Origin of the sequence: Roseibium sp. (assembly GCF_025698965.1) — a bacterium.
In the GTDB taxonomy this organism is placed as follows: Bacteria; Pseudomonadota; Alphaproteobacteria; order Rhizobiales; family Stappiaceae; genus Roseibium.
On the sequence record NZ_JAILWL010000033.1, the window covers coordinates 1 to 23250 of the forward strand.

A 23250-nucleotide genomic window follows, 5' to 3' on the forward strand; every position below is an offset into this window, starting at 1 on the left:
GTTGAAGCGACTCGAAGAAGAGCGCGCCAAGCTTGATACCATGCGGGCTGAGTTCGACGATTTCCTTCGTGAATTGCGCCGCGCGCGCGATCAGGAAGAGTTTGATCGCTTCATGGCCAACCGGGGCCGGACCGGCGGCGGCAGCGAGTCTGCTCCGCTGTAAGTCTTTCCTCCCAGACCCGTCTCCGGACGGCCAGACCGAGAGCGGCGCCCTGAAAAGCGCCGCTTTCGTCCGTTTATGGAGTGGGTGTCCGTTTGTGGATCAGGAAAACTCCCCTAAACTTACCGCAACTGATTCGTTTGGGTCCCTGCTGTTCATGCTGCTACGCGCCGGCAAAAAGGCTTTGCCAGATCACATCGAAATTGAGACCGAGACAGACGCCGTACGTATTCGCCTGCGCACGAACCCGCGTGCGCAACGCTATTTGCTGCGTCTGCCGGCAGATCGCTCGGGTCCCGTGCTCACAGTCCCGAAAGGCGGAAACCTTGCCAGGGCGGAAAAATTCGCGCGACAGAATATAAACTGGTTGATTGAGCGCCTGCAGGACCGGCCCGATCATGTTGCGTTTCGACCCGGAGATCTTGTGCCGTTGCGCGGAACAGATCATGTGATCCTCGCGACGGGAAAACTGCGCGGACTGATATCGGCCGGAGAAGGCGAGGATGGTTATCCTGCGCTTTTCGTACCTGGTGCGGATGACCATATTCCACGCAGAGTAACATCCTGGTTGAAGGATCAGGCACGCAAGGATCTGACGCAACGAGCGGAAGTCCACGCAAAGACAATCGGCAGGAAGATCACCGGGATCAGCGTGCGCGATACCAAAAGCCGTTGGGGTTCTTGCGCGTCAAACGGGCGCTTGTCCTTTTCCTGGCGGCTCATTCTCGCGCCACCCGACATTCTGGATTATGTCGCAGCTCATGAAGTCGCCCATTTGCAGGAGATGAACCATTCGGCAAGGTTTTGGCGACTGTGCGAACAACTGGCGCCGCAAACCCCGTCGGCACGGATCTGGTTGAAGGAAAACGGTTTGCACCTGCACGGTTTTGGTTAGCTGTAAGTCGGGTTTTTCCGAAAAAACCGTTGCAATCTTCCAAGGATATGCTTCGCTTTCCGCAGGGGAATAAGGGAGGCATGTCATGAAGTTGACTGGAAATGGAAACGCAAGGCGTCGGTACCTGATGGTGATGACCGGGTTCTTGCTGATTTTGTCCGGCAATGTGATGGCGGACAGTTGCTGGAACCACAATGGCTCGGTCATGCGTCTTCAGGCTCAGGGGAACCAGCGCTGGCTGTCCTACGAAGTACCGCGAAGCGTATTGCATAATGCTGGCGTCCGGCGCGGTACGTTGCTGTTCAATGGCGTGAAGAACGGCAACTGGTATTCGGGAACCGCACGGGTTTTTTCAAAACACTGTCCAGCGACGCCGCTTGAATACTTCGTCGAGGGACCGGTGCGCGGAGACCAGCTTCAGGTGACTGTGTCGGGGACAAGAGAGGTTCATCGGCAATGCCGGCCTACAGGCCGTTTCACCACCGATACCCTGGTGTTCACTTACAGCCACGACTGCTGATCTTCGGGACGGGCAGGTATGGTGTTGGCCAAGCATTCAGTGGCCTGCAACTGACCGAAGAAGGAGCGGTGGATGTTGGGAAATGTAATGCGCCTGTGCGCGCACGTTCTTTGCCTGGTCGGCCTTTCTTTCGTGCCTGGAACGAGCGCCACCGGACAGCAAGGGTTCGAAGTCGTGCATTTTGCCACCGGTGTCCCGTCCGAAGGTCAGCAGGAAAGCGGCAAAATCCACGTGCGGTCCGCGCCACGGCTATGGGGGCACCTGTCCAAACCAGAAGGCAACGGCCCTCACCCGGCACTTATCCTGCTGCACGGTTGCGGCGGAATTCATCAATCCCATTTTGATTGGGCGGCACATTTCAATCAGCAGGGATTTGCAACGCTGGTCGTGGACAGCTTTCGGCCCAGAAGCCTGATCAGTGATTGTGCAGGCAGGAGCGGTTCTGCTTAACCGTCGGGCAGGATAATGGACGCATACGGAGCGCTGGCCTTTCTAAGCACTCTGGGCGTCGTCGATCCGGACAGGATAGGTCTGATCGGTTGGTCGCATGGCGGCATTACGGCCTTGGGTGCGACCAATGCAAACGGCATTGGCAGCCAGTTTGACGGTTCCTTTCAGGCCATCGCTGCTGTTTATCCCTATTGCATCCCGGATCGGACATTCACTGTCCCGGCAATCGTTCTGATTGGTGAAGCAGATGACTGGACACCCGCATCGGCCTGCCGGGAGCTGGAACAACACAACAAGGAGCGGCAGACCGGGCTGAAGCTCGTCGTATATCCAGAAGCTTTTCACGCCTTCGACAACCCTGCGGTCGGGGCCGGTTTTTTCTTTAAGGCAGCGCCTGGGCAGAGACACTGGCTGCAATACAACCAAAAGGCTCACGAAGATGCGCTGGAACGGCTGGTTTCGTTCTTTCGACAGGCGCTCTAGCCACCGCCAAAGAGATTGCGCAGGAGGTTGAGCGGACCTCGGCGTTCTCCGCTTTCACCGCCGCCAATCGGTGCGGGCGGGATCGGGTCGCTTCCCGAACCGACGGACGAGGAGCCACCGGGGATGGGCTTACGCGGTGCGGCGACGTTTGCCGGCAGACCGGGAACACCTGGAAGATCGGCGACCGGCAGATTCTGGTGAGCTGAATCCATCACCTCTTTCCAGACACCCGCCGGCAGGCTTCCGCCAGTTGCTTTTTTTGTAGGAGAATTGTTGTCATTGCCGAACCAGACGGCTGTTGTCAGATTGCCTGTGTAACCAATGAACCAGGCATCCCGGAAATCCTGACTGGTGCCGGTCTTGCCACCCGCGGGCCGGCCGCTGTCGAGCCGGGCCTTGCGGCCCGTGCCTGTCAAAAGGGTTTCTGACATCATCAGGTTCATGTTACCGACCGCCGAGCGCTCGACAACGCGTCCTCGGCCATCTCCCGACCTGGAATAGAGTGTTTTTCCATCGACGGTCTTGATACGGCGGATTATGTGCGGCAGCACACCATAACCGCCATTGGAAAACGGGACATAGGCGGATGCAATTTCAAGCGGAGTGACTTCCGAGGTTCCAAGGGACAGCGACAGATTTCGTTTCAGATCGGAGCTGATGCCGAGACGTTTGGCCGTATTTGCAACGGTCCCTGCTCCGACTTCATGAGCAAGCCGCGCTGCGACGGTATTGAGTGACAGGCTCAAGGCTCTTGTCAGCGTCACTGGACCGTAATGCTGTTTGGTGTAGTTCTTGGGTGACCAGCCGCCAATGGTGATCGGTTGGTCCTGACGGATCGATTGCGGCGTGAGGCCGTTTTCCAGTGCAGCCAGATAGACAAAGGGCTTGAAGGCTGAACCGGGCTGGCGTTTGGCGTAAACGGCGCGGTTGAACTGGCTCTTGGAGTAATCCGCACCACCAACGAGCGCCTTGACAGCTCCTGCCGTGTCGAGGGTGACGATGGCGCCCTGCGAAACACCGAGTTTCTGCTGATTTTCCGCAAGCGCTGACCGCAAGGCTCGTTCGGCCGCCTGCTGAATGGTCGGATCAACAGTCGTGTCGACAATGATGTCGCTTTCGATCGAGCCGACAAAGTGCGGCAGCACGTCCATGACATAGTCGGCGACGTAATTTTCACTCGCGGTGGTATGGCGCCTGACAACCTGGGCCGGGGCTGCGATCGCGTTTTTGGCCTCGTCAGAGCTGATATAGCCTTCCTCATGCATGGCTGCGAGCACGAGCTGAGCACGATCCTCGGCAAGGTCCGGATTGCGGGCCGGCGAATAGCGTGATGGCGCTTTCAGGAGACCGGCGATTGTTGCGGCTTCGGCAACCGTTAGCAATCTGGCCGACTTGCCGAAATAGCGGCGTGCGGCCGCGTCGACCCCGTAGGCGCCCGACCCGAGATAAACCCGGTTCAGATACATTTCGAGAATTTCGTCCTTGGAATATTCCGCCTCAAGCCAGAAGGCGAGAACAAGCTCCTGGATCTTTCTCTTTATCGTGCGGTCAGGCTCCAGAAACAGGTTCTTGGCAAGCTGCTGCGTCAGTGTCGAACCGCCCTGCGCCAATCTGCCGGACGTGAGGTTGGTGTAGAACGCACGGGTTAGTCCGATCGGGTCCACTCCGAAATGCGAACGGAAGCGCCGGTCTTCAATGGAGATCACTGCATTTGGCAAATAGGAGGGTAATTGTTCCAGCCGGACGGCTTCACCACCTGTGTCGCCGCGATTGGCAAGCAGTTGACCATTTGCCGCGACAATCTTGACATTCGGCGGTCGGGCGGGAACCTGCCACTCGGATGTAGGCGGGAGAAAGGCGGCGTAATATCCGATGATGCAGACAACGGCTATAGCACCCCAGATACCGAGCACGGCGCTCCAGTAAACGCCGCGTTTGAACAAACGTCCCAATAGTGTCGGAGCTTGAAAGCGGTTCTTTTTCTTCCCGCTTCGCCGTTTGGCACCTGACCGGCCGCCACCGCGACCACCTGAACCACCTCGCGAACCGCTCTTGGTCCGGCTGCTTGTTGATTTCGAAGGTTTTTTCGGCGAGGACTTTTTCTGCGGACCTGCTTTGGACGTCTTGCGGGTCTTTGATTTGGTTGACTTTGCAGCTGGCGCAGTGGTGCGATCCTGCGGACCAAGACGCAGGTTGAGCAGACTGCTGCTCGTTTCTCCAAATTTCGGTTCAATACGCGGCTGGCGTTTCGCCCGAGGCGCCATTGATCATCCGTCCCGTAAAAATTGCAGCTCTCTGCCGGTTTCCCCGGTGATGATCTTAGAATGCGGCAATTTAAGGGGGCGTTAAGGCTTTGCTTCGTTCCAGCCCACGGAATGCAAAAAGCCGGCTGATTGCCTCAGCCGGCTTGATTTTAAGCTGAACACATAATTGTCAGCTGGCGTAGCGGCTCGCGTCAGCGCCGTAATAATTTACGTAACGTGTGTTGAGTTCGGAAACTGGCATGACGATCAGGACGTCCGTCGTGCCGAACTGTTGATCGACAACGGCCCCGTCGCCGATAAAAGCTCCAAGACGCAGATATCCCTTCACCAGTGGTGGCAAGGCGCGCAGGGCTTCCTTGGCGTTGATCTCATCTGCGGGCAGTCGGTTCATTTCCACATACCGGTCCTCAACGGCGCGCACGCGCCATTGCTCAGGTGCTCGGGCATTGTGATGCAGGAACGAAAGTTGCCCGGCCAATGCATCCGGATTTGTGCCTTCAATAGAGGCACAGCCCAGCATGACATCGATTTTGTGACGAAGCACATAGGACCAGATGCCGTGCCAGAGCAGTTCAACCGTCTTCTTGTTGCGATAAGGTTTCAGGACGCAGGAGCGTCCGAGTTCCATGAAGCGTTTGCCTGGATTGGCATCGATCAAAGCCTGAATGTCATATTCTCCAGCGGTGTAAAAACCGCTGTGTTGGTCGGCCACGTCTTGACGGAGGATACGGTAGGTGCCGACAATCTCCGGTTTCAGACGACCAAGTTTGTTGCGTTTCAAACAGTCGTGGTCGAGCACAAGAAGATGGTCGCAATAGGCGTCGAACGGGTCTGAGTCCCGGCGGGATGCCAGCGTGTGCGCATCTGCAATGGCAGACATTTCTTCGTAAAAGACTTCGAAGCGCAGGTGTTGGGCTTTTTTCACTTCCCTGAAGTTTCGCGCCATGCGGACTTCCAGTGAACCGATGCGGCCGAGTGTTTCGCCAGTGCCGACTGGTGTGGAAACGGGCGGATCGAGCCGGGTTGCACCCGCAGTTGCCGCGCCGGGTCGTGTCGCCGGAGTGGATTTTCGTACCAGCTTCCGTGGAGAAAACAGCCCTTGCCGCATTATGGACATTCCACCCTCGTGCATTTTCTGGAGCAGCTGACAGGTTTCTCAGTTTTCGACTGTTTCACCGAGCTTTTTATCTTTGCCGGAGCACGAACCCCGACGCCGGTCAGCGTGCTTTTGTCTTGCCGTAGAACACAGGAATCCTACAGCTGGATGACAGTTGGTAATTTTCCACGCATCATCAAGTGTGAGCTTAGCCTAGTCTTTGATATTTGTGAAATTTTGCGAGCGCACGGTGAAACTTCGGTAGGGATCCACTCTGAGTTGGAATGTCAGCAAGTTTCGAATGCACAAGTCCCTCTGGTCAGGTGCGGCTGATTTGTGCCAGGGCCTCGGAGAGAGCTTCGACCGAAAGCGGCTTGGTCAGGTATCCTGCGGCACCGACTTCAGCAGCCTTGTCGCGCGCATCCTTCATGACATCTGCTGTAACGATCAACACCGGAACGGGTGGGCGCCCGTTTGCCTTTTCGTCGGCGCGGATCCTCTCGATAGCCTGAAACCCGTCCAGGCCAGGCATGTGCAGATCCATGAGGATGGCGTCATAAGACCCGTCGGCGGCTTCCTCGACGGCCTTTTCGCCATCAATCACCATCACCGGAACATGGCCGAGCTTTCTCAGCATGGCCTCGCCCAACAGCCGGTTGATGTCATTGTCTTCCGCGACGAGCAACCGCAGTGGCCGTGCCGGTACCTTGCCGCGCGTCGCCAGGAAACCATCATTGATCGGTTCGGCGCTGACATCCCAGGCATGTTCGATGCCGCTTCCGTTCAACATGCCGGTGAAAACCTGAAGCACTGTTTCAATTCGAACCGGCCTGATGAGAAAAGCTGCATATCCGGCCTGCCGCAGGTGTGAAAGCCTGTCTCTCTCTGGTGGCGAGATCATGACGACCGCTGGGGCCGAACATCCGGCAAGACGCGCTGAAGCGAGCCAGCCACCGCTGTCTGCAATTGACGCATTGTCGACGATCAGCAGATCGGCATCGGCCAGGATGTCTTCAAGTTCAGCGCTGCCGGGCGCCCGGATAACGACATCTCCGTTGTGATACTCGAGCCTTTTGGCAAGCAACGGGCATTCTATGCGGCTGTCGCTGATAAAAACGATCTTGCGGCCGGAAATGTCAGAAAATCGCGGGTCCGTGCTGGTTGAAAGGGGTTCGGGTATAGGCAGGGAAACCCGGAAAAGGGCACCGCTGGACGCAGCGGGTTCGGCAACAATCGTACCGCCCATCAAGGTTGCGAGACGTTGTGCAATTGCAAGACCAAGCCCGGTTCCGCCGAATTTCCGCGCCGGGCCGTGATCCACCTGCTCGAATTCCTGAAACAGACGTTCGGCCTCGGCTTCTTCAATGCCGATGCCCGTGTCGCGAACGACAATATCCAGGAAACTGCCACCAGCTGGATTTGCCCGTCCCGAGAGTTCAATTGCAACCCCGCCTTCATCTGTAAACTTGACCCCATTGCCGATCAGATTGAACAGGATCTGCCGGACGCGCGTCGCGTCGAGAGTAACCTCTGAAGGTAATCTGGCATCAAGCAGGGTGCCGATTTCCAAACCCTTGGCATGGGCTTTCGGCGCCAACAGTTCGACAACACTTTCCGTCAGCGTTCCGACGCGTACGGGGGCCGCCTGAATGTCCAGCTTTCCAGCTTCGACCTTGGAAAAATCGAGCACTTCGTCGATGAGCAGCAGCAAGGTTTCGCCAGATGTTTCCAGAGCTTCGATATAGGCGCCTTGTTCTTTTGTCAGTCGTGTGTCGCGCAACAGGGCCGTCATGCCCAGGACACCGTTGAGCGGTGTCCGGATCTCGTGACTGACCGTGGCCAGAAATCGAGATTTCGCTTCGTTCGACGTTTCTGCGGAATGACGGGCTGCAAGCAGTTCTTCTTCAATAAGGCGTCGTTCTGTAACGTCCCGCAATACCGTCTGAACAAGCTGTCGGTCCGTTGCGGTGTCGCGTACCGGAATGTCGATCCGGGAAAACCACCGTTTGCCCTGGGCGGTTTCAAGATAAAGATCCTGAAAGCCCATTCCCGGCGCATTTTTTTCAAAAACGGTATTTGCCGCGACGGATGGATCAGCGATCTGCGCCTGAGGCAGACCCATGAGATTGCCGGGGACCAGGGAATGCTGTGGGCCAAAGACATCTTCAGCGGCCGAATTCACATAAGTGATCACGCCCTCCGGGTCACGGCGGATAACGACGTCACCGAGGGTGGCGAGGATACTGGCGTGGCGTTCATCGGATTCTCCAAGTTCCCAGGCCTTGTCTTCCAGTTCCTCGGTTCTTGCCATCAGGCGGCGAATTTTTTCGTCCTTGATCTGGAGGGCCTGTGCCGAGCGATAGATGTCGTCGGCCAGGAGGCGCCAGACAGCCAACCCGCCAGCAAAAAACGCAAGCCCGACCCCCAGGAAGCGGTTGATACCGTCCGTCGCGACGAGAAAGAAAGCGGCAATAAGACCGACGGCCAGCCCGGCAACCGCCAGGTGTTGCAAAGCGCGTGAAGGAGCAGACAGGGGCTGGTCGGTCGCCCGGCGTCCACGCCCGATATCTGGACCGGCGTCAGGCGTATCGCGAACGGCCCTGCGATCCGATGCGCTTGAGGAACGTGACCTGCCTCGGCGCACTTCGTCAATGAACCGGTCTTCCGGTACGTTTTCGGCATCCGGTTCGGCTTTGGAGGCACGGTCGCTGTTCTGATTGACCAAGGTCACAACTCTCTACAAATCCCAATTGGTCAGAGAGTGCCTCTTAATCTTTGATAAACCGTTTCTTTCAACGTTCGATATGGAACGAAAATGGGATCGTTCGAAATATTCGAAATCCCGCCCGATTCCGTGTGGTTTCCGTGTCTGACGGGGCAATTAAAAAAGGCCCGGCAAAATGCCGGGCCGATTGTCAGCTTGCGATACCGGTGGTTCCTAGCGGACGTCCAGGAAACCGATGATCTTGCGGACGTCCTTGAGCACCGGTTCGGCGATGGCAGAGGCCTTTTCCGCACCGTCCTTCAGAACCGCGTCGATCTGCTTCCTGTCGTCCATCAGACGACGCATTTCGTCGGTCATGGGGGACAGTTTCGATACCGCCAGTTCGGACAAGGCGGGTTTGAAGGCAGAAAATTGCTGACCACCGAAATCTTTCAGCACGTCTTCCTTGGAAGTGCCGGCGAGCGCGGCATAGATCCCGACAAGGTTGTCGGCCTCCGGGCGTCCCTCCAGGCCGTCGACTTCACTCGGCAAAGCATCCGGGTCCGTCTTGGCCTTCTTCACTTTCTTGGCGATCGTGTCGGCATCGTCCGTCAGGTTGATGCGGGACAGATCGGAAAGATCGGATTTCGACATCTTCTTGGTGCCATCCCGCAGCGACATGATCCGCGTCGCCGGGCCGGCGATCATCGGTTCCGTCAGCGGAAAATACAGCTCTTCCGGAAGTTCCGGAGATGGCGTCGGGTTCGGCACGCCAACGCCAAGTTCCTTGATCCGGTCGCCAAAGTCATTGTTGAATTTGGCCGCGATATCCCGGGTCAGTTCAAGATGCTGTTTCTGATCATCGCCAACCGGAACATGGGTTGCCCGATAGGCAAGGATGTCGGCGGCCATCAGGTTTGGATAGGCAAACAGCCCGACGGATGCGTTTTCCTTGTTCTTGCCGGCCTTTTCCTTGAACTGGGTCATGCGGTTGAGCCATCCCATCCGCGCCACGCAGTTGAAGATCCAGGCGAGTTCCGTGTGTTCCCGAACCTGAGACTGATTGAAGATAATGGACTTCTTCGGATCAATACCCGCTGCCATATAGGCAGCCGTAACTTCGCGCGTGGCATTGGTCAGCTCAAGCGGATCGGGAAATCCGGCTGTAATTGCGTGGGAATCGACGACGCAGAAAATGGTCGGCATCTTGTCCTGCAACGGAACCCAGCGCGAAACTGCGCCAAGGTAGTTGCCGAGGTGAAGATTACCGGTTGGCTGGACGCCTGAAAAGACACGGGGCTGGAACTCCGCCATTTAAAATCCCTTTATTGGTGCGGCCGGTTGGAAGGGCGCTGTGAACATTTGGGCGCGCCGGGTGTAAGCCCGGCGCGGCTGCTATGCAAGCAGATAAGGGAAAGATTTCGTCTTTCGGTTCTAAGTGTTGCGCCGTGTCAACGCTTTCAGCATGCCCAGAAGGTTGGCTCCGCCGCTGATTTGGGCGAAGAGAGCAAAGGTCAAGATGCCGATTGCCACAAGTGCCGCGAGGCTGGCAACGCGCACGGCAAGCCACCGATCGGTGAGATAGGGCGCCAGATAAAGTGCCGCAAAATGAATGACCATTCCCATCAGGAGACTGGCAAGAAGAACCAGAACCAGTCTGCGCAGAAGTTTGAGATCCGGTGTGAAATGGCCGCGTTTCCACAGGACGATCACCAGAAGGGCCGTATTCACCCAGCCGGCCAGCGTCGTGGCAAGCGCAATGCCCACATGTTTCAAAAACGGAAACAGCGCAATTGAAAGCGCCACGTTTACGATCATTCCGACAGCGGCGAACTTCATCGGTGTCTTGGTGTCTTCGCGGGCAAAATAGCCGGGTGAAAACACCTTGTTCAGCACAAAGGCCGGTAGGCCGAAGGAAAATGCCATCAACGCGGCGGCTGTGCCGTCGACGGCGGCGGCATCAAAGCGCACGCGCTGAAAGAGAACGGCAACGATTTCGTGCGGGATGACAGCCAGTGCGACTGCTGCCGGCAATGTGAGAACCAGTGAAATTTCCAGCGCCCGATTCAGGCTGTACTGATAGGCGTTGATCTCACCTGCACGCAATTGCCGTGTAAGGCTGGGCAGGAGCACCACACCGATCGCAATTCCGATGACACCGAGCGGCAGCTGGTAAAGCCGGTCAGCGAAATAGAGCAGCGCGTTTGCACCTTCCTGCAAGGACGCAATGATCTGCCCGACCGCAATATTGATCTGTGTGACACCGCCCGCAATGACACCGGGAATACCAAGCGCAAGCAGACGCTTGGCGGACTTGGTGTAGCGCGGGCGGTAAACGGGAATGCGAAATCCGAGACGCTTCAGGTCGATCACAACAACAAGCAGTTGGACGATGCCGCCGATGGTGACACCCACCGTCAGTATGATGCCGAGTTGTGTGTTGTTCTCAACGCCGGTCAGAAGAACGGTGCCGAGCACGATGCTCATGACCACATTCAGCATTACTGGTGCGAAGGCTGCTGCTGCAAACCGGTGATAGGTATTCAAAATACCGCCGATAAAGGCAAGCAATGACATGAATATCAGGTAGGGAAACGCGATCCGCGCCATCAGGACGGTGAGATCGAACTTGTCTCCGTCCGAAATGAAACCGGGAGCAAGGATCCAGACGACAGCGGGCATGAAGATCTGTGCGATTGCGGTCAGGGCGAGCAGGCAGAACAGCAGCGCCGCACCGATTTCACCGGCAAACCGCCGTGCTCCTTCATCACCGTCTTCTTCGACGGCTCGTCCGAAAAGCGGAATGAAGGCCGAGTTGAACGCTCCTTCGGCAAAAAGCCGACGGAACAGGTTCGGCAACCGGAACGCCACCACAAAGGCGTCGGCGACAGGGCCGGCACCGACGGCAGCGGCAAGCAGAACATCTCGCAGGAAGCCAAGCAGGCGGCTCAACAAGGTCGCGCCCCCGACTGTTGCGAAATTGCGTGTGAGGCTCATAAGGGCCGGACTCCCTGGGAAATTGCTGACACTTATGAGACCTGTCGTTGAACTTTACGGGCAACGGGGGCGGCGGGGTCCAGCTCAATTTTGCCGTCAACTGCATTGGCGAGACGTTCGCGGATGATGTCTTGCCGACCGATATTGGCAATCTTCTGTCCGGTCAGGTCGGTTACGTAAAAGACGTCGACCACTTTTTCCCCGAAAGTGGAGATATGAGCCGACCCGATGTTCAGGTTCAGCGTGGCGATGGATCGGGTCAGGTCGTAGAGAAGTCCGGGCCGGTCGAGGCCGGAGATTTCCAGGACGGTGTAGTCGTCTGAAAGCGCATTGTTGACCAGAACTTCACTGGCAAGCTTGAAGGCCTTCATTCTGCCTTTGACGGCACTTTTCTTTGCGACAGGTTCCGGGAGGCGTTCCTCGCCCCGCAATGTCGATTTGATCAGTTGACTGATCCGCTCACCGCGCCGGTGTTCGTCGGCGTCATCGGGAAGTTCCCGGCTGATGAAGATCGTGTCCAGAGCAAATCCATCCGTCGTCGTGTCGATCTGTGCGTCCACGATGTTGGCGCCAGTGGAAAAACAGGCTCCGGCGATGATGGACAGCAGCCGCGGGTGATCCGGCGCCATGATGGTTAGCTCCGCGACCCCTTCAAAGGCGCGCGGAACAACCTGGAATGCAAGCTGCTTGCCGTCCTTGTCGGCCTTGTGAAGCAATTCCGCGTGCGCGATCAGCCTGTCGGGTTCGGTCCGGAGCCAGTAAGCTGGATAATGTCGTTTCAGATAGGCAGCCTTGTCCTTCTTGGTCCAATGATCGAGCTTGCCGGTCAGGTTGTCCTTGGCCTGATCGATGGTGGCGGCGTGGGACATCTTGGTATGACCGCCAGACAGATGCGGTTCGGTGGCGTAATAAAGGGTTCGGAGCAACTGTCCTTTCCAACCGTTGAACACGCCGGGTCCAACGGCCCTGATATCGGCAACGGTCAGGATCAGAAGTAGCTTCAAACGTTCCAGTGACTGTACGGCATTGGCAAAATCGGTGATCGTCTTGCGATCCGACAGGTCGCGGGACTGGGCTATTGTGCTCATTTCAAGATGATGCTCGATCAGCCAGGCAACCGTTTCGGTCTCCGCCTCGTTCAAACCGAAACGCGGGCAGATCTTGCGGGCAACCTTGGCACCGGCCGTCGAATGATCTTCCGGTCGGCCCTTGGCGATGTCATGCAGGAACATGGCGACAAACAGAACCTTGCGATTTTGCAAAGTCAGGATCAGGTCGGTCGCAAGAGGGTGATCATCGCCGGAATCGCCTCGCTCGATTTCAGAAAGAACCCCGATCGACCGGATCAGGTGCTCATCGACAGTGTAGTGATGATACATGTTGAACTGCATCATCGCGACGACCTTGCCGAAATCCGGCACAAAACGTCCAAGGACCCCGGTTTCATTCATTTTGCGCAGGGTTTTTTCAGGCGACACGCGTGATGTCAGCACCGACAGAAAGAGCCTGTTGGCTTCAGGATCGTTGCGCAGATCCGCGTCCACCAGTTTCAGGGAATGCCGGATCAACCGGGTGAGCTGGGGATGCAGGTTGTACTCGTGCTTGTCGGAAAGCTGGAATACCCGAAGGATATTGGTCGGGTCGTTTTCAAACAGCTTGTCGGAGGTCACGTTGAGGCGGTTGTTTTCGACGACAAACCCGGGAGCCCCCTTTACGGGTTTGGCCGAGCGTGAGCGCCTGCCGCCACGCAGCCGCTTCATGATGTTTGAAAAACCGGTACCGCGCGGTGCCTTGACGTGTTCTTCCTCCAGTGCCGCACAGATGATGCGGGTCAGATCACCAACATCCTTTGCTACCAGGAAATAGTGTTTCATGAAGCGCTCGACATCCTTCATGCCCGGGTGCTGCGTATAGCTGAGGCGCACCGCGATTTCGCGTTGGACATCGAAGGAAAGCCGTTCTTCCGGACGACCTGTCAGGAAATGGAGGTGACAGCGCACCGCCCAGAGAAAGTCTTCGGATTTGGTGAAGCGTGAATATTCGGAACGCTTGAGAACCCCTTTCTTGACCAACTCGGATTGCCGGTTGACCCTGTAGTGATACTTGGCGATCCAGAAAAGCGTGTTGAGGTCGCGCAGCCCTCCCTTGCCTTCCTTGATATTCGGTTCGACCAGATAACGGGACATTCCCTGGTGCTTGTGGCGTTCATCCCGTTCCTGAAGCTTGGCGGCGATGAATTCCGAACTGGTTCCGTCCATGACCTCGGCACGAAACCGCTTGGCCAGTTCCTGAAACAGGGCTTCGTCACCCCAGATATATCGGGCTTCAAGTACCGCGGTACGGATGGTCATGTCCGATTTGGACAACCGGATGCACTCTTCGATGTTTCGCGTTGCGTGACCGACTTTGAACCCGAGATCCCAGAGCATGTAGAGAATATATTCAACGACCTGCTCGCCCCAGGGAGTTTGTTTGTAGGGCAAAATGAACAGCAGATCGATGTCCGATCCCGGAGCCAGCGTACCGCGGCCGTAACCGCCGACCGCGGAAATCGACATGCGTTCGGCAGCCGACGGGTTTTTGACCCGGTAAACGTGTTTGACGGCGAAGTCGTAAATCAGACGGATCAGTTCATCTTGAACATGCGACAGCCGTGCAGCACACAGGAGACCGCCACCATCCTCGTTCAGCAAAGCCTGAACTTTCTCACGGGATGATTTCACGGTGTCTTTGAGCATCGCCAGGACAGCGGACCGGGTCTTCAGATCGGAGCCATCGCCTTCGTTTGCCGCAGTCAGGGCCGACAGGCGGGCAGCAAGGTCCTCGGAATCGATCAGTCCGGCAAGGTCGTCCTGGGAAAATTTCATGCTCGTCCGGTGTCCGTAACTCAAGTGAAGAAACAGGGCGATCCGCACCTGACGCTCTGGTGCAAATCCAGCTTATATAGGGAACTGGGGATAAGGACACGTAAATCTCTTTTCGGCACCGGAAGAAAGCCCGGCATTCCCTGTGCGCGGGTGCCGGCTCTTTTTCCACCGGTTTTCCGGACGTCTTGCGCTTCAGATGTCGTCCTTGGCCGCTGCGACGCGCAGCTGGTGCAATAGCGCCCCCAGGGATTCTTCCGACAATCCGTTGATTTTCAGGGCCAGCTGATTGGCAAGTTCCGTTGCTTTGGGATGCATTCCCGCGGTGTCGATCGTTACCCTGGGATCGGACAGCTCCGCCAGCCGTTGAATCTCCTCGGCCTCGTCCCAGATGACATTGAAATAGGTGATGATCCGTTGAACCAGGAACCAGGTCGGTTTTCCGCGTTTGCCGTGCTCAAGAGCTGACAGATACGCGCTGGAAACAGATAGCGCAGCGGCCATTTCCTTGAGCGATACACCCTGCTTTGTCCTGAGTTCCCGAATTTTTGCCCCAAGCGGTGTCACGATCCTACCTTTTCTTTCGAATGCGGACGTAAAGCGCCCCTGCCCCACCATGACTGGGATGCGCTTCCTCATAACCGATGACGACCGACCGTAGATCCGGCATTGCAAGCCATTGTGGAACCATTCTGCGCAAAACGCCGCGTTCGTCCATATAGGCTCGCTCCGGACCACCGCCCTTGCCGGTAATCACCAGAACCACTTTATGACTGCGCGCCTGCGCTTGGTACAAAAATCCGAGCAGCCGGTCATGCGCCTGATACTGCGTCAGGCCGTGCAGGTCGATTCGCGCATCGATCGCAGTCACACCACGCACGATTTTCCGACGGTATCGGTGTTCCAGTTGATGAAGCGGCAACGGTGCCGTCGGTCGTTTGACCGAAGACGGCGCTTGAATGGCAGTCGAAGTATTGGGTGTCTTGACGGATTTCTCAGGCGCTGCGTCAGCTGCTTTCGTCAGTTCTTCTTCCAGGGTCTTAACGCGGTCGGGATGCAGAGGGGTCAGGGTTTTCGCGACTTTGCCCCAAAGTACCCGATCTTCAGGGGACAATGCGCCCTTTTTTCCTCTCTTGGTCATCACTCAGTCCGTCGCAGTCCTGGTATCTGACAGCCTGCTGTTCGGCACCAGAATTGTGAACGTCGACTTGTGGCGAATGTTGCCCGCGATCTCGCCAGCCCTGTTTCCAGAGCCTGTGAAGATATCACCGCGTGCCTGACCCTTGATCGCCGAGCCGGTGTCATCGGCCACCATCAGGCGTGAAAAGGTTCGTTCCGGTGATGCCGGGTCCTGAAAATCCGAAGAAACGAAAACCAGCGCACCGTAAGGGATGTGCCGTGGATCGATTGCGAGGCTTCTGCCGGGCAACAGAGGCAGCCCGGCCCTCCGCCGGTTTCGTATTCCGCACTTCCCGGAAGAAAATGTAGGATCGGTTCTCCTTGAAAAGCGCATCCCGCTTGTCGGGATTGTTCACCAGCCATGCGCGCAGGCCGGACATGGTGAAGTCCTCGGGCGTACCTTCCCCGCGCCGGACGAGTTGTCTTCCGATGCCGGTATAGGGATGACCGGTCTTGCCCGCGTATCCGACCCGCATGACAGATCCATCCGTAAGGCGCAGGCGGGCCGATCCTTGCACGTGGATGTAGTATGCATCGATTGGGTCTTCCAGCCAGACAAGCTCAAGCTCTTCTGCATCCAGCGCGCCGTCCATGATCGCGCTGCGATCCGGCATTTCCGTAAATGATTTCCCTGAACGGCGGCCGTGGCTGAGATGGGCTGGCCAATCATGCGGTCGGTTTTCAGGTGTAATCGCTTCCAGGCCTGCCGGTTTTTGATGAAGAGGGACGATAAACCTGTCTGTTCTAATCCGGGAGGCCGTCAATTCCGGCTCGAAATATCCGGTGACAAATCCCGATTGGCTGACCTGGAACGGTGTGAAGTGTGTCTCAAAGAACAGGCGCGCGGAAAAATCAGGGGCGGTGTTCCGCCCTGCCGCGCACAATCGTGAAATCTCGTACGGGCCGGTATGCAGAAGCGCCGGACCGCTTTTAGCCAGGTTTGGTTTTGAGCAATGGCGCAGGAAAGCGTTCAGGGCGCCGCGATGGTCGTCCTGTTGCCAGCCTGTGAGGTCGGCGAACGATATTTCCTCGAGACTGTCGGGTATTTGCGGGCCTTGCTGCATGGCCGGGGCAGCTCCTGCAAAGAAAAGCGGCGCGGCAATAACCGCGCCCTTTGATAAAACGGCAAGCAAACGGGCTTGCTTCGACCCCTCGGGTCGCCGCGTCTGCGTCATGGTCACTCGGCAGATTCGGTTGCTACCAGCTTCCAGTTCGGATCGCGGGAACTTGTGTCCCGTGCAAAGGTCCAGATATCGACCACTTCAGTGACCTTTGCCGGATCACCATCCACGACCTCGCCTGCTTTGTCCCGGGTTGCGGAAATCAGCTGGCTGTGGATTTTCACCGTGACCTGCGCCGTCGAACCTTTCAGCGCAGCCTCGACGATTTCTGCCTTGTCGATGCCGACAAAGGTTGATTCGATGCTTTCACCACGTTTTTCGCGATCGTCGATGGCTGCAACGAACCCTTCATAGACATCGCGTGACAACAGGTTCTTCAAGGCCTTCTTGTCGCCATCGGCAAAGGCCATCACGATCATTTCGTAAGCGGCGCGGGCTCCTTGCAGGAATGGCTCCGGCTCGAAACTGCGGTCCACGGAAAGAATCTGCTTTAGTGCACTGTTCAGCGCAGAACCTTCCGGAGCGACCTTGTCGATGACCACGTCACCGCCCTGAGTGGGCTCTTCCAAGGTTTCCGGTTGCTGCGTTGTCTGGTTCGGCAGAGGGATCACGTTGTCCTGACCGTTGGCCTGATCCTTTGGTTGTTCCGGCTTGGAATATGGATCGAATGGCGGACGCTCGTTCCCGGTACGCTTACCCAAAACAGACCGAAGTCTGAACAGAATGAAAACCGCAAGTCCCATAAGGAGGAGGTTCAACGGGTCAAAAATCTCATTCATTTTTCGTTCCGGCTACCCTTTGAAGGCAATTACAGCCGCCCTTTTGATTTTTAAGGTGCGCGCTAATTCACACTCAACTTCGTTATCTTCCTATTTAGGGGGTTCTTGAACCAGCATCCAGACCCAAGAGCAAGACAGAATTTTTGCTAAGACCGTCTTTCCTGCGACTGCCTGCTCGCATTTTTGTGAGTGAATGTCTACCTTAAGACAAAATAGCTTATCAGACGATGGAGGTCCCGTGGGACTTTATATCATTGCCGCCATCCTTTTGCTGCCCCTGATCGAGATTGCAGTTTTCATTTGGGTGGGCGGATTGATCGGGGTGATCCCGACCATATTGTTGACGGTCATAACTGCTTTGGCAGGCACAATCATGCTTCGCCAGCAAGGTCTGTCGCTGCTCATGCGCATGCAGAAGGAACTTGACGCAGGCCGTGCACCGGGCAACGAGGTCATGCAGGGCGCAATGATCGTGCTGGCCAGTATTTTCCTGCTGATACCCGGTTTTGTCACGGATGCCATTGGTTTGCTTCTGTTTATCCCTCCGGTTCGTGAGGCTCTTGCGAAGTTCATCATCTCGCGCTCGGACGTGGTGATCGTCCAGGGAGGGCCCGGTGGGCGCAAGCCGGATGATCATGTTGTTGATCTGGACGAAGCGGACTGGGCTGAGAAGAAAGACGGGTCCGAAGACAGGACTTCCGGCAACGGACAGCCGCGGATCAGTCCCTGGCAGGACGGATCGGACAACGCGAAACCTTAAGAAAATGCTGCGTCCGGTCACCAAAACGTGAGACCGGATGTATGCGTAAAATTTACCAGTTGAGGTTATGTCTGCACGTTGACCCGGGGTGAAATCCGTTCCCGGACGGCAAAAAGGTGCGGACCATGAGTGCACAACGCATTGACTGGGTGGATACGGCAAAAGGCATTTGCATCATTTTTGTGGTGATGATGCATTCGGTACTTGGTGTCGAGGCTGCCGCTGGCGAAACAGGCTGGATGCACGCCGTTGTCGCCTTTGCTGCTCCGTTCCGCATGCCGGATTTCTTTCTGATTTCCGGTCTGTTCCTGTCAAATGTCATCGCACGCGACTGGAAACTCTATCTCGACCGCAAAGTTGTCCATTTCGCGTATTTTTACGTTCTTTGGATGACGATCCAGTTTGCGGTCAAGGCACCGGTCTTTGCCGGAGAGATGGGTGCTGCCGGTACGCTGGAATTCTATTTCCTCAGCTTTATTCAGCCATTTGGCACATTGTGGTTCATCTACATGCTGCCGATCTTCTTTTTGGTCTGCAAAATCGCTTATGACAGGGGAATCCCATGGCAGCTGATGCTTGGCGTCGCTGCGTTGCTGCAGATCGCGCCGATCCATACGGGTTGGCTGTTGGTCGACGAATTCGCCTCCCGCTTCGTCTACTTCTATTGTGGCTACATCTTCGCGCCGCAGATTTTCAGGCTTGCCGACTGGGCGCGGGAGCGCATTGGCGTCAGCCTGGTCTGCCTTCTGGTCTGGGGACTGGTAAATGGCGGTCTTGTCTATCTCGGCTGGTCTGCGCTTCCGGGTGTCGCGCTCGCCCTTGGGGCCGCCGGGGCCGGTGCGATTATCCTGACAAGCGTACTGATCGTGAAAATGGGCCAACTGGATTTCCTGCGCCATTTCGGTGAAAACTCGATCGTCATCTACCTGGCCTTTTTCTTCCCAATGGGTGTTACCCGGGTGATTCTGCTGAAGCTCGGTATCCTCGACATCGGAACAGCATCACTGATCGTGACTATTGTGGCGTCTGTCAGCCCGATGATCCTGTTCTGGCTGATCCGCTGGACCAACATCGGCTGGTTCCTGTTCAAACGGCCGCAATGGGCTTACCTGAGCGGCACATTTGGCCGAAAACGCCAGGCCCAGGCCGCTGAATGAACCGAATTGTCGTTTGCAGCTCGTGCAAAGGAGACCTTCAGCCCGATCTTGAGGCGTTGCGCAGGTCACTGGACGAAGCTGGGATCAAGTTCGACGTCGTACAGACCGAGTGTATGGGAGCCTGCGAACAGCCGATTTCTGTGGCAATTCAGGGACAGGGTCGAGCAACCTGTTTGTTTGCCGGTCTGACATTCCCGGACGACATTGCCGATATTGTCGCGACGGCTCGAACATATCTGGCTGCGGACAGGGGCTGGATCGAGGACGCCCGATCCTGCGGACGCCTCAGGTTTTGCCTGAGAGCGCGCATTCCGGCGCTCTGACCCTATTCCACGTTGAGAGTGACTGCCGCCTTGAGTGGATTCGATTCAACTGCCAGCATGCGATGATCGTTGGTATTGAGTGTCACTTCAATCGTCGCATTTCCCTTCGGCAGGCTCGGCAAATGGAGCCAGGAACTGTAATGCCGGGCGACCTTCTCGCCGTTCACATAAACATGGGCATGGCCTTCGCCCGGCACATGATCCAGGCTGACCCGCTCCGGAGCAAAGGTGAAATTGTCCGTCATGATGTGCAGGTTGTAGCCGCTCGCCGGATCCGGCGTGATGCTGATATTCAGCGACGGAGCCTCCGGTCCGGAAGGGACCGTGAGGAGTTCGTCGTGCGTGTGGCTTTGCTTGGTGCTGTGGCCGGAATGGTCTGTTCCGTGCTGCGCAGATGCCGTCCGCATTTCGTGCCCGGCTGCTGTGGAATGGTCGTGACCGTCAAGGGTGACACCATTGCCTGCCGCCAAAACAAAGCCGATGCCTCCGCCAAAGACCAACCCGATGACGAAAAGTGCTAGAGAGCGTTCCATAAGGTCCCTGTGTCCTCAAAAGAAAGCCGGGTGAAACGAGGTGTTCCACCCGGTCCGTTCTGGTCTGAAGTCCGGATCAGGTGCCGGTTCAGGCTGCCTGTGTTGCGTCGATCCTTGCGCCTTCGCGCTGCCAGAAATAGCCGGCAAAGCAGCCCAGCAACATCCAGGCGACCATGCCGACACCAAAAGCACGACTGGCAAACAAGGCGCCAATTTCGGTCGGAACCGGGCCCGTGAATGTGTCCGGCTCAGGGGCTCCGATCACGTGTGGGGCCAGCAACAGGATTGCGGCGATACCCCAGGCCAGCCAGTTGCGGCCAAAAGCAATCAGCCACAGTCCAACACCTGCGCTGAGGACGGTTGCCCACCACCAGACTTGCCTTGCAAAGACATCCGCCGCCGCAACACCGGGAACTTCAGGCGACAAGCTGAAGCCAGGTGCAAAATGGAATGCGACAAATCCTGCAAGACCCCAGATCAGGCCGCTGCGACCCGTTATGACCGCACCGCGCATTTCGGCAACCGCCATTCCGGCCAGCAGAATGAAAGCGTAACCAGTATAAGTGAGCATTGTGAAGACGACGCTGAGGCCGTCGCGCAATGGGTCGATGCCGCCGAGGTCCTGATGGGTGCTGACGGCTTCAGCTCCGAAATGCACCAGCTCGCCGGATTCATAAAGCTCCGCATGGAGGAGCACCGGCTGAACAAAATAAAGCTGAAGCAGTGCCGCGATAAGCCCTGCCGCAGCCCCGGCAAACAAGCCGCTGACCAGAAGGCGTGTCAGCATGTTAGTGGCACGGGAATCCAGTCGCGTGGCGCACATCGTGTGCTGCGTCGTGCAATGCACCCGCCTGCACGTGACCCGTGATGGAAATTATTGCGACACCCAGAACGGCAGCAAAGGCAAGAGAGACGATTTTTGTCGCGGAAAGGGTGGTTTTTGCAGTTTGCGTGGTCATTTTGTCCTCATCGCTGTCACACCCGACAGCCGGGTTTTCAGTCAATGTCTGGCAGGTCTCCTGGCTCGCGGGTCGTGGCGCTTGACCGGGCCTTCCCTGCAATTTTCGCTGCAAGTGGCATGTTCGATCAGCACTCTCCGCATACAGTCGCGGGGGCGGCTTCGGCTCCCGGCGCCCGATATGGGTCCGCCGTATCCGAATTCCCTGTTCGTCTCCCGGCACTTTGTGCCGATTGGAAAACCAAACAAGCAATAGTGTGACGCATTTTCCTTCATCACGAAAGCATAAATCCGACATTTTATTGCTGACATTGACATAGTGAGCATGCGCTCCAGGCACGATTTTTGATCTTTTCCTGAAGACTTGAGACGGTTAGGCTCCGAAGCCGAGAGAAAACGACTGTCTCTCTTTCCGTCCTTTCAGGTTTCCAAACCGGACCAACCCTTCAAAATTTGCCCCCTCTGCCCAAGTGGTCATGAGAATGTGGGTCGCCTAGTCACGGATTGTCGCAACACATGAGTGAAATCGAAGCAAACCTGGCACGTCTGGGGATTGAACTGCCGCCCGCGCCATCAGCTCTCGGCAATTTTGCACCCTATCTGCTGGATGGCGCATTCCTGTATATTTCCGGACAGATTTCAGCAAACCTTGAAGGCAGCCCGATCACTGGAAAGATCGGTAAAGCCTACACGCTGGAACACGGCTACACAGCGGCCCGGTTCTGTGCAATCAACCTGCTGGCACGGGCAAAAGCGGCGCTCGGAGATCTGGATCGCATCGAAAAGCTCATCAAACTCGGTGCTTTTGTGAATGCGGATCCGGACTTTGACCAGCACCCAAAAGTGGTCAATGGCGCGTCGGACCTCATGACGGAAGTCTTGGGCAGGGAAAAGGCCAACCACGTTCGATTTGCAGTCGGCAGCAGCAGTTTGCCGTCCAATGCGAGCGTTGAGATAGAAGCAGTGTTTCGCATCGCGGAGTAGGCCACGTCTCCAAGGCTGGTGACATTCCTGCGAACGGCTGAATTTACCTCTTTCCTCCTTGGCCCAGTCCGGGCATGATCCGCGCCATGTCGACGCAATCTTCCCTACCCGCCCTCACCGCCGACGACCATCTGATCCTGGTCGACGGTTCCACGTTTATCTTCCGTGCCTATCACGCGCTGCCACCACTGACGCGCAAGCCGGACGGTCTGCCTGTTGGGGCGGTGTCCGGTTTCTGCAACATGCTTTGGAAGCTGCTACAGGAAGGACTGACACCGGAAGAAGGTGACGAGCCGACCCATTTCGCGGTAATTTTCGATCACTCGGCCAAGACGTTCCGCAACGATATCTATCCGGAATACAAGGCCCATCGACCTGATCCGCCGGAAGATCTGGTGCCGCAATTCGGTCTGATCCGCGAAGCAACGCGTGCTTTTTCCGTTCATTGCATCGAGCAGGCGGGCTTCGAGGCCGACGATTTGATCGCGACCTATGCCCGCCAGGCGTCCGACATGGGTGCGCAGGTGACGATTGTGTCGGGCGACAAGGACCTGATGCAGTTGATCAACCCGAAAGTGGGCATGATTGACACGATGAAGAACAAGACCTTCGGCGAGGAGGAAGTGTTCGAAAAATTCGGGGTGGGCCCCGACAAGGTCATTGAGGTGCAGTCGCTGGCCGGAGACAGTGTCGACAATGTTCCGGGCGTGCCGGGCATCGGCCTGAAAACCGCAGCGCTCCTGATCAACGAATTCGGCGATCTGGAAACTCTTCTGGCGAAGGCCGATACGATCAAGCAGAACAAGCGGCGCGAAAACCTGATCGAGTTCGCCGATCAGGCTCGCGTCTCCAAGGAACTTGTGACCTTGAAGCAGGATGTCCCGGTGGAAGTGCCGGTGACCGACCTCTCCGTCACCGAACTTGATGGACCGAAGGCAGTCGGGTTTCTGAAGGCCATGGGGTTCACCACGCTGACGAAGCGTGTTGCCGAAACCACCGGTGCGGAACTGGCTAACATCGAAC

At 56.8% G+C, this 23250-nt stretch carries 24 protein-coding genes and 1 riboswitch; of the genes, 10 read left to right on the forward strand and 14 right to left on the reverse strand.

The genetic code is table 11. The features are described 5' to 3' along the window. The 5 genes from K5905_RS04510 to K5905_RS04530 form a co-directional block, all read left to right on the forward strand. Positions 1-163 (forward strand): DUF2852 domain-containing protein (locus tag K5905_RS04510; RefSeq protein ID WP_297580755.1); only part of this gene is annotated, 163 nt, incomplete at its 5' end. 154 nt (positions 164-317) lie between these two features. Next, positions 318-1055 (forward strand): M48 family metallopeptidase, encoded by a 738-nt coding sequence (locus tag K5905_RS04515; protein ID WP_297580725.1) that lies wholly within the window; start codon positions 318-320, stop codon positions 1053-1055. Between the two features lie 85 nt (positions 1056-1140). Continuing rightward, positions 1141-1575 (forward strand): hypothetical protein, encoded by a 435-nt coding sequence (locus K5905_RS04520; RefSeq protein ID WP_297580727.1) that lies wholly within the window; start codon positions 1141-1143, stop codon positions 1573-1575. 72 nt (positions 1576-1647) lie between these two features. Then, positions 1648-2025, forward strand: a complete 378-nt coding sequence (locus tag K5905_RS04525; RefSeq protein WP_297580729.1) for a hypothetical protein — start codon at positions 1648-1650, stop codon at positions 2023-2025. Between the two features lie 15 nt (positions 2026-2040). Then, a complete protein-coding gene (locus K5905_RS04530) occupies positions 2041-2508 on the forward strand; it encodes a dienelactone hydrolase family protein (protein WP_297580731.1) in 468 nt (155 codons plus the stop codon). Here the strand turns inward: K5905_RS04530 and K5905_RS04535 are convergent. The 11 genes from K5905_RS04535 to K5905_RS04585 form a co-directional block, all read right to left on the reverse strand. Then, on the reverse strand, positions 2505-4772 hold the full coding sequence (locus tag K5905_RS04535; protein ID WP_297580733.1) for a transglycosylase domain-containing protein: 2268 nt from the start codon (positions 4770-4772) through the stop codon (positions 2505-2507). The genes K5905_RS04530 and K5905_RS04535 overlap by 4 nt on opposite strands. A 169-nt stretch (positions 4773-4941) precedes the next feature. Then, a complete protein-coding gene (locus K5905_RS04540; protein ID WP_297580757.1) occupies positions 4942-5880 on the reverse strand; it encodes a GNAT family N-acetyltransferase in 939 nt (312 codons plus the stop codon). 307 nt (positions 5881-6187) lie between these two features. After that, positions 6188-8593, reverse strand: a complete 2406-nt coding sequence (locus tag K5905_RS04545) for a PAS domain-containing hybrid sensor histidine kinase/response regulator (protein ID WP_297580735.1) — start codon at positions 8591-8593, stop codon at positions 6188-6190. Positions 8594-8806: 213 nt separating this feature from the next. Then, complete coding sequence (gene trpS, locus K5905_RS04550) at positions 8807-9886, reverse strand: tryptophan--tRNA ligase (protein WP_297580736.1); 1080 nt, start codon at positions 9884-9886, stop codon at positions 8807-8809. A 120-nt stretch (positions 9887-10006) separates the two neighbouring features. Then, positions 10007-11569: a murein biosynthesis integral membrane protein MurJ gene (gene murJ, locus K5905_RS04555; RefSeq protein WP_297580738.1), complete on the reverse strand. Its 1563-nt coding sequence runs from the start codon at positions 11567-11569 to the stop codon at positions 10007-10009. A 32-nt stretch (positions 11570-11601) separates the two neighbouring features. Further along, positions 11602-14436, reverse strand: coding sequence for a [protein-PII] uridylyltransferase (locus tag K5905_RS04560; RefSeq protein WP_297580740.1), 2835 nt, complete (start codon positions 14434-14436; stop codon positions 11602-11604). A 192-nt stretch (positions 14437-14628) separates the two neighbouring features. Next, positions 14629-15000: a helix-turn-helix transcriptional regulator gene (locus K5905_RS04565; RefSeq protein ID WP_297580742.1), complete on the reverse strand. Its 372-nt coding sequence runs from the start codon at positions 14998-15000 to the stop codon at positions 14629-14631. A gap of 4 nt (positions 15001-15004) precedes the next feature. After that, positions 15005-15574 carry a Smr/MutS family protein gene (locus K5905_RS04570; RefSeq protein WP_297580743.1) on the reverse strand — a complete coding sequence of 190 codons (570 nt, stop codon included), beginning with the start codon at positions 15572-15574 and terminating at the stop codon, positions 15005-15007. Between the two features lie 3 nt (positions 15575-15577). Next, positions 15578-15841: a 3D domain-containing protein gene (locus K5905_RS04575; protein ID WP_297580759.1), complete on the reverse strand. Its 264-nt coding sequence runs from the start codon at positions 15839-15841 to the stop codon at positions 15578-15580. Further along, positions 15735-16787, reverse strand: a complete 1053-nt coding sequence (locus K5905_RS04580) for an MltA domain-containing protein (RefSeq protein ID WP_297580744.1) — start codon at positions 16785-16787, stop codon at positions 15735-15737. The genes K5905_RS04575 and K5905_RS04580 overlap by 107 nt, the downstream gene beginning before the upstream one ends. Before the next feature lie 2 nt (positions 16788-16789). Further along, positions 16790-17512 carry a Tim44/TimA family putative adaptor protein gene (locus K5905_RS04585; protein ID WP_297580745.1) on the reverse strand — a complete coding sequence of 241 codons (723 nt, stop codon included), beginning with the start codon at positions 17510-17512 and terminating at the stop codon, positions 16790-16792. A 238-nt stretch (positions 17513-17750) separates the two neighbouring features. Between K5905_RS04585 and K5905_RS04590 the strand changes: the two genes are divergently transcribed. From K5905_RS04590 to K5905_RS04600, 3 genes are all read left to right on the forward strand, one after another. Then, positions 17751-18272, forward strand: coding sequence for an FxsA family protein (locus K5905_RS04590; protein ID WP_297580746.1), 522 nt, complete (start codon positions 17751-17753; stop codon positions 18270-18272). A gap of 125 nt (positions 18273-18397) precedes the next feature. After that, positions 18398-19429 carry an acyltransferase family protein gene (locus K5905_RS04595; protein WP_297580747.1) on the forward strand — a complete coding sequence of 344 codons (1032 nt, stop codon included), beginning with the start codon at positions 18398-18400 and terminating at the stop codon, positions 19427-19429. After that, the gene (locus K5905_RS04600; protein ID WP_297580748.1) at positions 19426-19752 is read left to right on the forward strand and encodes a DUF1636 family protein; all 327 of its coding nucleotides are present in this window, start codon (positions 19426-19428) and stop codon (positions 19750-19752) included. Before K5905_RS04595 ends, K5905_RS04600 begins: the two co-directional genes overlap by 4 nt. 2 nt (positions 19753-19754) lie before the next feature. On the opposite strand, the gene K5905_RS04605 is transcribed toward K5905_RS04600, so the two are convergent. The 3 genes from K5905_RS04605 to K5905_RS04615 all read right to left on the reverse strand — a co-directional run bounded on the left by K5905_RS04605 (position 19755) and on the right by K5905_RS04615 (position 21244). Then, entirely contained in the window at positions 19755-20285 is a 531-nt protein-coding gene (locus tag K5905_RS04605; protein ID WP_297580749.1) for a hypothetical protein, read from the reverse strand. A gap of 88 nt (positions 20286-20373) precedes the next feature. Further along, the gene (locus tag K5905_RS04610) at positions 20374-21072 is read right to left on the reverse strand and encodes a CbtA family protein (protein ID WP_297580750.1); all 699 of its coding nucleotides are present in this window, start codon (positions 21070-21072) and stop codon (positions 20374-20376) included. Between the two features lies 1 nt (position 21073). Then, positions 21074-21244, reverse strand: coding sequence for a CbtB domain-containing protein (locus tag K5905_RS04615; protein WP_297580751.1), 171 nt, complete (start codon positions 21242-21244; stop codon positions 21074-21076). Between the two features lie 32 nt (positions 21245-21276). Further along, a riboswitch (cobalamin riboswitch) is annotated at positions 21277-21504 on the reverse strand. Between the two features lie 255 nt (positions 21505-21759). Here K5905_RS04615 and K5905_RS04620 point away from each other — a divergent pair. Together K5905_RS04620 and K5905_RS04625 are read left to right on the forward strand one after the other, a co-directional pair. Next, positions 21760-22227 (forward strand): RidA family protein, encoded by a 468-nt coding sequence (locus tag K5905_RS04620; protein ID WP_297580752.1) that lies wholly within the window; start codon positions 21760-21762, stop codon positions 22225-22227. A 74-nt stretch (positions 22228-22301) separates the two neighbouring features. Next, positions 22302-23250 (forward strand): 5'-3' exonuclease H3TH domain-containing protein (locus K5905_RS04625; protein WP_297580753.1); only part of this gene is annotated, 949 nt, incomplete at its 3' end.